At 44.5% G+C, this 13240-nt stretch carries 8 protein-coding genes and 1 pseudogene; 4 read left to right on the forward strand and 5 right to left on the reverse strand.

Annotated features, from left to right (window positions below):
• Positions 1-395: 395 nt before the first annotated feature.
• The 3 genes and pseudogenes from ACK5MF_RS19060 to erpA all read right to left on the reverse strand — a co-directional run bounded on the left by ACK5MF_RS19060 (position 396) and on the right by erpA (position 5098).
• Positions 396-3485: an efflux RND transporter permease subunit gene (locus tag ACK5MF_RS19060; protein ID WP_416924092.1), complete on the reverse strand. Its 3090-nt coding sequence runs from the start codon at positions 3483-3485 to the stop codon at positions 396-398.
• Between the two features lie 8 nt (positions 3486-3493).
• A pseudogene (locus tag ACK5MF_RS19065) lies at positions 3494-4613 on the reverse strand (efflux RND transporter periplasmic adaptor subunit).
• A gap of 143 nt (positions 4614-4756) precedes the next feature.
• On the reverse strand, positions 4757-5098 hold the full coding sequence (gene erpA, locus ACK5MF_RS19070) for an iron-sulfur cluster insertion protein ErpA (protein ID WP_165310352.1): 342 nt from the start codon (positions 5096-5098) through the stop codon (positions 4757-4759).
• Between the two features lie 292 nt (positions 5099-5390).
• Here erpA and hemL point away from each other — a divergent pair, with 292 nt between their 5' ends.
• The gene (gene hemL, locus ACK5MF_RS19075) at positions 5391-6686 is read left to right on the forward strand and encodes a glutamate-1-semialdehyde 2,1-aminomutase (protein WP_416924093.1); all 1296 of its coding nucleotides are present in this window, start codon (positions 5391-5393) and stop codon (positions 6684-6686) included.
• A gap of 31 nt (positions 6687-6717) precedes the next feature.
• Here the strand turns inward: hemL and ACK5MF_RS19080 are convergent, their stop codons facing one another.
• Positions 6718-6882, reverse strand: a complete 165-nt coding sequence (locus tag ACK5MF_RS19080) for a hypothetical protein (protein ID WP_416924094.1) — start codon at positions 6880-6882, stop codon at positions 6718-6720.
• A 37-nt stretch (positions 6883-6919) separates the two neighbouring features.
• Between ACK5MF_RS19080 and ACK5MF_RS19085 the strand changes: the two genes are divergently transcribed.
• From ACK5MF_RS19085 to ACK5MF_RS19095, 3 genes are all read left to right on the forward strand, one after another.
• Entirely contained in the window at positions 6920-8005 is a 1086-nt protein-coding gene (locus tag ACK5MF_RS19085; RefSeq protein WP_416924095.1) for an AI-2E family transporter, read from the forward strand.
• A gap of 102 nt (positions 8006-8107) precedes the next feature.
• On the forward strand, positions 8108-9133 hold the full coding sequence (gene rsmC, locus ACK5MF_RS19090; protein WP_416924096.1) for a 16S rRNA (guanine(1207)-N(2))-methyltransferase RsmC: 1026 nt from the start codon (positions 8108-8110) through the stop codon (positions 9131-9133).
• 334 nt (positions 9134-9467) lie between these two features.
• Positions 9468-12854, forward strand: coding sequence for a response regulator (locus ACK5MF_RS19095; protein ID WP_416924097.1), 3387 nt, complete (start codon positions 9468-9470; stop codon positions 12852-12854).
• A 215-nt stretch (positions 12855-13069) separates the two neighbouring features.
• Here the strand turns inward: ACK5MF_RS19095 and ACK5MF_RS19100 are convergent.
• The coding region (locus ACK5MF_RS19100) for an IS3 family transposase (RefSeq protein WP_416924098.1) at positions 13070-13240 on the reverse strand (171 nt) is incomplete at its 5' end.

Raw genomic sequence — 13240 nt, forward strand, 5'->3', positions numbered from 1 at the left:
ACACATCTTGAGGTAAGATTTTACGGCGACGAACCGTTGCATGTGTTGTTAGGTTTAACGCGTCGTTCACCCATTCAATAGGCAATTGTGCATTAAGGACTTCAAGATATTCAGTGTTCAGTGGATAGCAAGTAGAAAGGTCATCTAATTCATTGGCAAACATACTAACTCCTCAGTTACGAAGAGTTAGTTTGCTTGAACTGCAAGATCGTTCAAGTAGTTATATTTTCTTTAAACGATCAGCATTGAGCGAAGGCTGGAATCTACTTACAGCACACGTTGTTATTAGATTCCAGATATTTCGTTCCGAAATTCTGGAATGACGATATAAGGTTTGTCATCAGTCTAAGGGCGGAGTGAATACTCCGCTCTTTTTCATTTTAATCACTATTAAATCACATATCTTTGTGTTTATTTCGCCCCAGCATTAGTAAACACGGAGTAAGAACAAGAGTTAAAACCGTTGCAAACGCAAGTCCACCCGCTACAGCTGTTGCCAGTTGAGACCACCACTGAGTACTTGGAGCACCAAACTCAATCTTTTGCTTAATCAGATCAATGTTCATTTCAAGCACCATCGGCAACAAACCTAAAATGGTGGTTATTGTCGTCAGCATTACCGGACGTAAACGTTGAACACCGGTGCGAAGAATGGCCTCTTGCTTGTCCATACCGCGTTTAACCAACTGATTATAGGTATCGATTAACACAATGTTGTTGTTTACCACGATTCCCGCGAGAGAGATAACACCAATACCAGACATAATCACACCAAACGGCTTTTGGAAAATCAACAAGCCGGCGAACACACCAACCGTTGAGAACAATACGGCACTCAAGATCAAGAAAGCTTGATAGAAGCTGTTAAACTGAGTCACCAGAATCAGCGCCATAGCAACTAATGCAACGAAAAATGCCTTTTCCAGGAACGCAGCAGAATGTTCCTGTTCTTCATTCTGCCCTCGCATTCTGAATGCGACGCTGGCAGGAAGACCTAATTCAGCCAGAGTTTGTTCAATTTTTGGTAGCTCAAGTGCGAGGTTATAACCTTCATTTAAATCAGCCATCACATTGATAATTCGACGGCCATCGACACGCTTGATGGTATCTTGCTTATGATCAGGCTTAATTTCGGCAAAATTGGTGATAGGCACTAAACCCGCGGGGGTTTTCACTCTCAGTTGATCAAAACGCCCAATATCGCGTTTGTCTTCAGGATAACGCACCAGAATATCCACTTCTTCATTGGCGTCATCGGGCAAGTAGTCACCGATTTTCAGACCATTAGTGACAAACTGAACCGTATTGCCCACCAGCGTTGCATCGGCAGCAAAACGCGAAGCATCGTCACGACGAATATCAATTCGCCAGTCAATACCGGGTTTTGACGATGTATCACTGATATTGGTAAAAGCGGCATTACTGTCCGCCCAATGCCGTACCGTCTTAGCTGCCAGCTCCAATTCTTGGGCATTATTACCAGAAAGCTCGATAACCACGTCGTGGTCGACGGGTGGACCTGCATCCGGGAACTTATATTCGATTTCCACACCAGAGAACTTATCTGTTGTTTGCTTCAACTCATCAATGATAGCCATCACTTTACGGCGATATTGCCAGTCCACCGGTTTGACCTGGATCTGACCAATCACGTCATCGCCCCCTGTTCGGGTATAGACGCTTTCAAACTCATCATGCCCAAGCATCACTTGTTCGATTTCACGCATGATGCTGTCTTTCTCACTGATAGACAGATCACCATAAGACCGCACTTTCACGTTGAAATACGGCGGATCGACTTCAGGGAAAAATTCCACGCCATTACCTGCTTTAACATAAGCAAACGCAATGGCAACAGACATCATTATCGCGCTAATCAGAATTTTTAACGGATGGTGTAAAGCAATAGAAAGCGTCTGATAATAAAGTTTGGTGATGCCGGTTGCTTTGGCAAAATCGCCATCATGGAGAGCCAGCATGTTGGCTCTGGCTTCAGATGTGACGTTTTGTGGGCGCCCCATCAAGCTTCCTAATACGGGCACAAACAACATCGCCATGATTAAGGAAGCAGTCAGAGTAGCAATCAAAGTCAGAGGAAGATAGCGCATAAATTCCCCTGTCACATCCGGCCAAAACAGTAAAGGAGCAAAAGCGGCAAGCGTGGTGGCGGTAGAAGCGGTAATCGGCCATGCCATACGTTTCGCCGCATCGCGATAGGCTTCCCCTCTCGGCATGCCTTCTAACATTCTCCGGTCAGCAAACTCGGTCACCACGATAGCGCCATCCACCAGCATGCCGACTGCCATAATAAGTGCGAATAGCACGATAATGTTTACCGTCAAGCCAAATACCGAAAGAGACAGCAGACCGATCAGGAAAGATCCGGGAATAGACACGCCGACCAATAGCGCCGTTCTCACTCCCAACACCGCAATGATCACAATAACCACAAGAATAATGGCTGATAACACATTGTTTTGCAGATCATTGAGCATCATCTCAACGTCCTGAGATTTATCCCATGTGTATTTTACTAATAGGTTTGGTGGCCAATCTTCTCGCTTCTGCGCTTCTTGAATCACGGTTTTTACCAGTTCAACCGTTTCAATGATGTTCTCTCCAGCGCGCTTTTTCACATCCAGAACAATCGCCGGTTTTCCATCTAATCTCGCGAACGAGCTCGGGTCTCTAAACGCTCGTCTTACTGTTGCAATGTCACCAAACGTGATGACTTGTTTGCCATCAACTTTGATTGGTAGCTCTAGAACATCTTTTATTGAATCAAATACCGATGGCACTTTAACCGAGAAACGGCCATAGCCAGTATCAACAAAACCAGCAGCAACAACACGGTTATTCAACGCGATCAGGTTGTAAATATCGCCCTGATCGAGTCCATAACTTTCCATCAGCAGTGGATCGACAATGATCTCTACGATGTCTTCTCTATCTCCCGCGATATCAACTTCAAGCACTTGTCGAAAACTTTCCAGTTTGTCTCTCAATAGACGAGCGATTTGTACAATGCCACGTTCAGGGACTGTGCCATATAACACCACAGAAAGAACAGGCTGGGCATTTGCCAAGGTAACTTCATTGACTGTGGGTTCATCACTGTCTGCCGGCAATTTGGGCTTGGCTAAATCAACCGCATCGCGGACATCTGCCATCGCCTTATCAAGATCAACACCAACATTAAACTCGAGCACGACAGAGGCATACCCTTCTGCAGCGTTGGAGGTCATCTCTTTAATGCCTTCAATTGAGCGTAGTTCCTGCTCTAAAGGACGGGCAATCAAACGTTCGGCATCACCCGGAGAAATACCTTGGTGTGAAACGGAAACGTAGATAATAGGAATAGTTATGTCAGGGCTCGATTCTTTAGGAATCGTGACATAAGTGAGTACACCGGCTATCAGTATAAAAACCAACAACACCAGCATAGTTCGGGTACGCGACAGTGCCGCGTCAATTAACGCAAACATGTCGCCTCCTAAGGCTCACTGATTTCTAACTTAGATGTCTGTTCAACAGAGGCGACCTTATCACCATCACGCACAAAACCTTGCCCGCGTGTAATGATGTCGACTTCGTCACCCAATCCGGTTAACCAAACACCGTCTTGTTCTGCTTTTACTAATTGTATGGGAACAAAGTGAACCTTATCTGCAACTAACGTTTTCACACCTAAGTTGCCCTGATCATCAAGGGCAAGCATAGCAGGCGTGATTTTCACCGCCATTTGTGTTTCTAAGTTCAATTCAACTTGAGCACTTACCCCCCGCAGGGATAAGTTGATTTGGATTTGGCACTTCCACTTCAATAGCAAAGGTATTGGTTGCAGGTGAAGATAGCTGAGATAAATATCGAACCGTTCCCTTAATTTGCCAACCTTGAATAAAGTGAATAGAGGCAGGCTGACCTTTGGTAATACTCTGAATGTGGCGCTCACTGACATTCGCTTCTATCACCAATTTATTCAGATCAATCAAGGTTGCGACCGGATCGCCAACACCAACAAAATCACCTTGTTCAATAAACAAATCTTCAACGACACCATCGAAAGGTGCAACAATTGAAGTGTGCGCTAGGTGCATTTCGACCGTTTTCACACTGGATTTGGCATCGGTAAGTTCTGCAACAGCATTTGTATAAGCGATTTCCCCTTGCAATCCACGATTTTTAAGCGACTCTGCTGCTTTGAACTCTTGACGCTTCACTGACAACACAGCTTTTGCTCTATCAAGCTGAGCTTGCAAATCACCTTGATCAATAAGCGCAATGACTTGCCCTTTAGAGACTTTGTCACCTTTGTCGATTTTAGTGAGTAAGATCTTGCCTGCGATTTCCGCAGATAAGCGTACTTGTTTATCAGGCGCTGTACGGCCATAACGATCGATTTTCTTTTCGGTAGGTTGGGCAACAAAGGTTTGATACATCACTTTAGCAAGTGGAATGGTATCTGAAGATTTTGCTGGGGCTTGCTGTTGTGCGTTTAAAGAACCAAGACTCAGCCAGAGGGTTAACAGTATGATTAGTATTAAAGAAACGAGCCAGGGCCTTTGTGAAAAATAGCCGCCCCCAAGTAAACTTCTCAATGAGAAATAAGACATGGACAATCCTTTATAATTATCTCCCTGCACAACGACTCAATATACAGGGAGAGTGAATCAGCCATAATTTCACGTTATAGGTGACTTTTCACCGTCTTATCAGGCTAATTCACTCTGCATCATTAGTTAAAAACTACTAAAAGTTAAACACTAAACGATGCACCGCAACCACATGTGGTTGTTGCGTTGGGATTGTTGACAAAAAAGCGAGAACCTTCCAGTCCTTCTGTATAATCAACGACTCCGCCAATCAAATATTGCAGGCTCATAGGGTCAACCACTAGGGTTACACCACTGTTTTCAATTGTGGTGTCTCCATCATTGACATTCTCGTCAAATGTGAATCCGTATTGGAAGCCACTACAACCACCACCTGTAATATACACACGCAGTTTTAGTGCTGGGTTTTCTTCTTCAGCAATCAACGCTCTCACGCGTGTTGCTGCTGCATCCGAAAAGGATAACGGTACATTTACTTCACTCACAATGCTCTCTCTTAGTCACATAAATGCACACCAGATAGTATTCACGATATCAATCTGATGAACATGACTCTTTTTTGATAATGCGACGATTATCTAATACCTGACCTATACGTTCAAGTATTCACCGATACTAAGTTCGATATCATCAAATAAGATGAAGGTTATTTTTGCCGAATCAGGGTAACAACGCAGTGAGAAGAGTCAGAAATTTAGTTAAAACGTTTCACCTCTGCACTCACAAGCGTACAATGCACAGCAACTTGGTCCGAGACATAATAAAGAGGAACTATCCATGACCAAATCAGCTGATCTCTATAACAAAGCTCAAGCAAAAATTCCTGGCGGCGTTAACTCTCCAGTTCGTGCATTTAACGGCGTTGGTGGCTCTCCTATTTTTATTGAGCGTGCAGACGGCGCATTTATCTTTGATGCTGATGGTAAAGCATACATTGATTACGTAGGTTCATGGGGGCCTATGATTCTTGGTCATAACCACGCAGCTATCCGTGAAGCGGTGATCAATGCGGCTAACCGTGGTTTGAGTTTCGGCGCTCCGACCGAAATCGAAATTACCATGGCTGAGTTAGTCTCAGAGTTGGTTCCTTCAATGGAACAACTGCGCATGGTGAGTTCAGGCACAGAAGCAACCATGAGCGCGATTCGTCTTGCTCGTGGTTTTACTGGCCGTGACAAAATCCTCAAGTTCGAAGGTTGTTACCATGGCCATGCAGACAGTTTGCTGGTTAAAGCAGGCTCTGGCGCTCTGACGTTAGGTCAGCCAAGCTCTCCAGGCGTTCCGGCTGATTTTGCCAAATACACATTAACCGCTCGCTTCAATGACCTTGAATCGGTGCGTGAATTGTTTGCAGCAAACAAAGGTGAAATTGCGTGTATCATCGTTGAACCGGTCGCGGGTAACATGAACTGTATCCCGCCGGTTGAAGGCTTCCACCAAGGTCTGCGTGAAATTTGTGACCAAGAAGGCGCACTGCTGATTTTTGATGAAGTAATGACCGGCTTCCGTGTCGCACTTGGTGGCGCTCAAGCTCACTACAACATCAAACCAGACTTAACCACACTCGGTAAAGTGATTGGTGGTGGCATGCCTGTGGGTGCTTTTGGTGGTCGTAAAGATGTGATGCAATTTATTGCTCCAACAGGTCCGGTATACCAAGCAGGAACGTTATCGGGTAACCCTGTAGCGATGGCGGCAGGTTTAGCATGTCTGACGCTATTGAAAGAAGAAGGTAACGAGAAACGTCTGGCAGCTAAAACCAAACAATTAGCAGACGGCTTTAAATACCTGGCAGACAAACACGGTGTGCCAATGGTGGTAAACCAAGCAGGTGGTATGTTTGGTTTCTTCTTCACTGAACAAGAAAGCGTGACTTGCTACGAAGATGTAACTAAGTGCGATGTGGAACGCTTTAAACGTTTCTTCCACCTGATGTTAGACAAAGGTGTTTACCTTGCGCCATCTGCATTTGAAGCAAGTTTTACTTCTCTGGCTCACGGTTCAAGAGAAATCGAAGCCACTCTAGAAGCTGCGGATCAGTGTTTAGCCATTATCGCGGCTGAAGCCGAATAAGGCGCATCATTGATGATCAACTGGTAGCCTTTTATTGCCAGTTGATCATCACTAATGCCGCTAAAACCACCAACACAATGCCAATCAGTGAAACTTTACCGCGCACGGTTTTTTTTGTTTCACAGCCACATTCTTTCTCATTACTGCAACATCCCATACTATCCTCTGCATTGCTAACTGACTGAATTGCAGCCATTATAGACAGACTTATTTGATTCTAAGGACAACCAAAAGTGTCAGAAAAAATCAAAATATCATCCAGCCACTGGGTTCTTGTCATTGCCCTGCTAGTTGCAGGTTTCGCTTGTTACTTATTAGTGGAACCCTATATCAATTCGATTGTGATGGCATTTATTATTTCCATGCTCATGTTACCACTGCATGAAAAACTGGACAAAATGATGCCAACACATCACAACATCTCGTCCCTGCTCTCTTGCATCATTCTGACGTTTATTATTGTCATTCCGCTGCTTTTTGTATTTGCGGCGATCGTTCAGCAGGGTTCAAAATTTTCGCAAAACGTTTATCAATGGGTTACCCATGGTGGCATTCAAACTCTGTTCGACCACCCACTCGTAGTGAAAGGTTTGGCGCTAGCGAATCAGTATCTGCCTTTCGACGAAATTAATCCGCAACAGATCGCACAGAAAATTGCGCAGTTTGCAACTAGCTTTGGTTCCAATCTGGTCGGTATCAGCGCCAAGATATTAGGTGATGCAACCAGTTTCATCATGAGCTTCTTTTTGATGTTATTTGTCCTGTTCTTCCTGCTAAGAGACAGAGAAAAAATCATCGCGACTATTCGTCACATACTGCCTTTATCCCGCAGTCAGGAAGATCGCTTGTTAGATGAAATTGAAAGCGTGTCTAAATCGGCTGTGATGGGATCGTTCCTAACCGCCATCGCACAAGGCATCGCTGGCGGTATTGGTATGTGGTTAGCAGGCTTTCCGGGATTGTTCTGGGGAACTATGATGGGTTTTGCCTCTTTCATTCCCGTTGTCGGTACCGCGCTGATCTGGATCCCAACCGCGACCTATTTATTCCTCACCGGTGACACAACATGGGCAATTTTCCTTGCTGTTTGGAGCGTAGCCGTTGTAGGTTCGATTGATAACCTACTCCGACCATTACTGATGCAAGGGAGTGCGGGGATGAACACCTTAATGATCTTCTTCTCACTGTTGGGCGGTATCCAACTGTTTGGTTTGATTGGCCTTATCTACGGGCCTCTGATTTTCGCGATTGCGATTGTGTTGTTTAATATTTACGAAGAAGAGTTCCACAATTTCTTAGACAATCAAGACAACAGTTAAAATACTTCATGCTTGGAGCCGACTATGCGAGAATCGGCTCCAACATTGAATCACGTCACATTGAACCTAGCTTCATTGAACCCCAAATATAACAGGCTCTAAATGTCTAATTACATTACTCCAAGCCAGATTGCCCTGCGTCAACTAGCGTACTTTGAAAACAAAAAAGTACTCGTAGCAGGAGAAGCAGAAGATCTGTTTCCTGTAGAACTTGCTCAACACTGCCTTTCTGTTTCTGTGTTCACCACTAATTATGGTTACTATCGCCAACTTGAAGCAAAATCAACGATTAACGTCCATTTTGGGGCTGAACTCGAACAAGACATTGATGCAGATATGGTGCTGCTGTACTGGCCTAAAGCAAAAATGGAAGCGGAATATCTGCTTGCTATGTTGATGGCGAAACTTGGGGTAAATACCGAAATCGTGGTGGTCGGAGAAAATCGCTCTGGGGTACAAAGCATTGAAAAAATGTTCGCAAGCTACGGCAAAATTACAAAATTTGATTCTGCCCGTCGCTGCTCATTCTATTGGGGACAATGCTTAGAACAAGCAAAAGCTTTCCAAATTGAAGAGTGGTTTAAATCTTATACCGTTCAATATCAACAACATGAACTCACGATTCGCAGCTTGCCGGGTGTCTTTAGCCATGGTGAATTTGACCTGGGCAGCCGATTACTTTTAGATACCTTGCCGAATTTAAAGGGTAAAGTTCTTGATTTCGGTTGTGGTGCAGGTGTACTTGGCTGTGTAATGGCAAGACTCAATAGCGATATAGCGCTAGAAATGTGTGACATCAGCGCACTAGCTGTTCGCTCAAGCGAAGAAACGCTAAAAGCAAACCAGCTTTCAGGGCGAGTATTTGCCTCAGACATCTATTCTGATACCGCGACAGACTACAATTTCATCGTCACTAACCCACCTTTCCATGCCGGTTTAGATACTAGCTACAATGCGACTGAAACGCTATTAGCACAAGCCGCTCACTATTTAGCCTCAGAAGGTGAACTATTTGTTGTCGCCAACAGCTTCCTGAAATACCCGCCCATTATTGAGCAATCACTAGGTAATTGTGAGACGCTAAATAAGACCAGCAAATTCGCTATTTATTACGCAAAAAAGTCCTAATACTTAGTTGCAAATTCACTAAAAATGCGCCGAAGACCACGATTTAAGTGGCACTTACTTGTCAAAGAAAAAAAACTTGTTAACGTCTGTGTAACTGTTTTTTTGTCGATCACATAACTTGCAGGTTTATCTGCAAGTTTCATTGAAAGAAATCCCTTTGATACCATCCTAGGTAAAAATATGATCAGATTGAGCATCGGTGGCACAGCGAATGAGCGTCGAACACAAACACGCATAAACCCTTCCATGGGGCTCCGCCGAGCCATCCATGGCTCGGAGGGTTTGCTTATCGACACTCATTCACTGATCAGCAAGTTTTCCAAAATGGTATGATATGTTCAGGTTCTATCGCAGACAAAAGTTTAAGCGCTTACAAAACACTTTAATGCTGGCCTTTCTGGTACTCAGCATTACGCCTCTGACCGTCACAGCTATCTTCTTTCTGCAATCTCATATTGCTGATCTTCAAGAACAAAGCACATCTCACCTACTGTCTGTTCGCGAGACCAAACAGCAACAAGTGATCGACTACCTCAACGCCAAAGAGTCAGAGGTCATGGGTTTTGTTCGCTCAGAACTGGCGTATGCCAGTGGAGGAAGGTTTTACGGCTTAGTTAACGCATTTACTCGCTTAGGTGAAGATATCGAACAGGCGCGAAAGAATGCGCAACAGCGGTATATTGTGGGATCGGGCGATCAGGTGAAAACCTCAGTTCTTCCTCAGTCTAGTAGTTATGTTGGCAGTGAGCGCTATCGGCTTTTGCATAAACGTTACCACTCGGCGTATATGGAACTGCTTAAACGCTCTGATTTTGATGACATTTTACTCGTCGATTTAAACGGCAACGTCACTTATTCCATCAACAAGAATGAAGAGTATGGCACTAACCTGTTTTCTGGAAAGTTCAAGGACGCCAACCTCGGCCACACCTTTCAATTGTTAGAAAAGACCGTTTCTGAACACAGAAAAACCAACGAAGATTATACGCCTGTTATTCTTTCAGACTTCATCGAAGAAAATGGTCAGCAATACGCTTGGTTTGGTGCTCCCATAGTCCAGCAAGGCTATTTGCACAGTTATGCCATGTTCCGTTTGCCTAATAAAGGCATTAGCAAACTTATCGCCGATAGCAGTAACTCAACGATGCGCACCTTGATCGTGGGACAAGATCATCGCTCTCGTACTCTTTCATATCTGCAAGATGATATCGACAGAAGCAGTGAAGTGATAAATTTGGCACTATCAGGCAAGAGCGATGTGGGTACTTACACCGATACCCAGGGTGAAAAAAACATTGCCGCTTACTCACCGATCAATCTTAAAGACACGGATTGGGCTATTGTGGTTGAGCTGCCTGAAAAAGAGGCCTTTGCGCGTGTTAACCAGCTAGAAAAGTTGTTCATTTTTGCCATGCTCACCGCCATCGTATTGGTGGTCATTGCCTCCCATATGCTTTCAAATTTCATTACCGCCCCGCTTTTGAGGCTCACTTGGGCTGCGGAGCGAGCCTCCGCGGGCGATCTTGATGAAAGTATGATTAACACCGAACGCAAAGATGAGATTGGCCGCCTTGCTGTCAGTTTTGAGCGCATGCAGCGCTCTATTCGGGAAAAAATCCAGCTCATCAAATCGCAAAACAGTGAGTTGGAAAAAAATATTCAGATTATTCGTAAACAAAACGATGAGTTGCAACTCGCCAACAAACTCAAAGACGAATTTTTAGCAACCACCTCTCACGAATTAAGAACACCATTACATGGCATGATTGGTATCGCAGAGGCACTGATTTCTGGTGCAAACGGTCCGATAACTTCGGATCATAAATACCAATTAGATATTATTGCCACCAGCGGTCAGCGCTTGGCGCGTCTGGTTGATAACTTACTCGATTATCACAAGATGCGTTACGGTGACTTGGATATTCAGTGCAATGCGGTTGATCTTTCAAGTTCTACGCGACTGGTTCTAGAATTATCTAATCATCTGCTAGGCAAAAAACCTATCAGGATCATCAACCAGATATCAGACAATCAGTTCTGGGTATCTGCCGATCCACAACGCTTAGAACAGGTGTTGTATAACCTTATCGGCAACGCGATCAAATATACTTCCGAAGGGAAGATCGTGATTTCAGCCTCACAAATCGATGATCAAATTCGGGTACAAGTGGTCGATACCGGGCAAGGTATTTCTGCCGAACAATTGGAACATATCTTTGAACCTTTAATCCAAGGGGCTGTAGACTCGAATCGCTACCGACAGGGTTCCGGGCTAGGGTTGTCCATTAGCCGTCAGCTAATTGAACTGATGCATGGCAGCCTATATGTAAGTAGTCAGCCACTGGTTGGCACCACTTTTAGCTTCACCTTGCCAAACGCTTCAATAACAGAGATAGAACAAGCCAAACTGATGGAACAGACTCATTTCCAGGCTCCAGATATTGGTGAAGTTGAACTGCCAGATAGCAACAGTTTACCGGAAAACCACGATGGTCCATTATTATTGGTCGCTGACGATGAGCCTGTAAACCTCCGTATTCTTGATAGCTTCTTGCGCTTAGAAGGTTACCGTGTTCGTACCGTCGCAGACGGTCATGAAGTGCTCAACGCGGTTGAAAAGGAGAAACCCGAGTTATTACTGCTCGATATCATGATGCCCGGTATGAGCGGCTATCAAGTTTGTGAAAAACTAAGAGAAACATACAGCCTGACCGATCTCCCTATCATCATGCTGACCGCTTTAAATCAAAGCGAAGATCGTTTGCGTGGCTTTGCGGCTGGCGCGAATGACTACTTGTCGAAACCTTTCAATAAAAAGGAACTGGCAGCGAGAATTCACGCTCATATGGCAGCGAGTCAGGCAGAACAAAGAAGATTGGAAAACCTTGAACTGCAAGACGAAATAAAGCAGAGAAATATCGTGGAAGCCGATTTATTAGAGACACAAGAGCGGTTATTAGAACAGCTTGAATCTGCACCGGAAGCCATTGTGTGTCTAAACGATAACAACAAGATTCTGTTTGCAAACCAAGCCGCTTCCCGACTATTTAAACGCACTCAGGAGCAACTAAAGCGATCTAATGCTGAAGAGCTGTTTTCTCATAAACATCTCAACATTAGTCAGCAACACTATTGTGGAGAAATCGATATTTTTGTCGCTGATTCACGACTTCACTTACCCGCAGATATTCTCAGGCTCCCTAAAGGTTCGGGAATGCAGGCGATTTATATTTTAAATGTTGGCGGTGCTCAAAGTGCCCAAAGGATACATAATCTCGAAACCGCAGTGGATGCTTTATCGAGCTACGCATTCAGTGGTGATAAAGAGAGATTGCAACAACTAAAAGAGCTCGGCGGTGAATTTACCCGTATTGCAGATAAAGCGGAAGGCGACAACCAATCAAAGCAAGAGCTAATGCGAGCAGTGCTTGTCGATGCCATGACCTGTGCGCTCAACTATTGGGACAAAGCTCCCGGCCAAAGCAAATTCACTTTCGCTGAACAAAGCGGCTTATGGCGGGTTTATCTTGATAGAAGCACTTTGCAAACCCGCACACTCGATAAATATTTGCGAGTAGAAACACTGCCAAAAACGCCTCGCTGGCGCACCGTACTGAACTCACTCGATTACATCCTAGAGCATCATCATGAGCCGGGAGCAGAACGAATTCACCTTGAGGCTCTGCGTAACAAGTTGCAAAAACTGATCGCCTCGATGTAGAACACATCTCTTGCCTTAATACGCTCAAATTTGCCTTTAGCCTACGCCCGTGGGTAATGTCTGTCAGTTAAGCTCAAAAAGACATAATTCTCGTTCCCGCGGTCCCCCGTGGGAATGCATACCACAGCCAAAATAGGCAGTTAATCTGACTTTCTGTGAGTCAAATATGCCTTCCCTCGCGGAGTGAAGTGACCCCATAAATTTTGACATTTCTGTTAAGCTGCTTGCATGGCCTGATTTCGATATTCTATCGGTGTGAGGCCTTTAAATTTCACCTTAATCCGTTTTGTATTGTAATACTCTATATATTCTTCGATATTTGCAATCAGTTCATCAGCATCAGTGATGCTTTGACCGTGATACATCTCTGTTTTGAGTAAAGCGAA

The organism is Vibrio sp., assembly GCF_047973365.1.
Lineage (GTDB): Bacteria > Pseudomonadota > Gammaproteobacteria > Enterobacterales > Vibrionaceae > Vibrio.

What these genes read in the sequence shown, in the direction of transcription:
- rsmC (WP_416924096.1), top strand. Translation starts at nt 8,108, where the DNA reads ATGTCTAATTACATTACTCCAAGCCAGATTGCCCTGCGTCAACTAGCG.
- ACK5MF_RS19080 (WP_416924094.1), bottom strand. Translation starts at nt 6,882, where the DNA reads ATGGCTGCAATTCAGTCAGTTAGCAATGCAGAGGATAGTATGGGATGT.
- ACK5MF_RS19060 (WP_416924092.1), bottom strand. Translation starts at nt 3,485, where the DNA reads ATGTTTGCGTTAATTGACGCGGCACTGTCGCGTACCCGAACTATGCTG.
- ACK5MF_RS19095 (WP_416924097.1), top strand. Translation starts at nt 9,468, where the DNA reads ATGTTCAGGTTCTATCGCAGACAAAAGTTTAAGCGCTTACAAAACACT.
- hemL (WP_416924093.1), top strand. Translation starts at nt 5,391, where the DNA reads ATGACCAAATCAGCTGATCTCTATAACAAAGCTCAAGCAAAAATTCCT.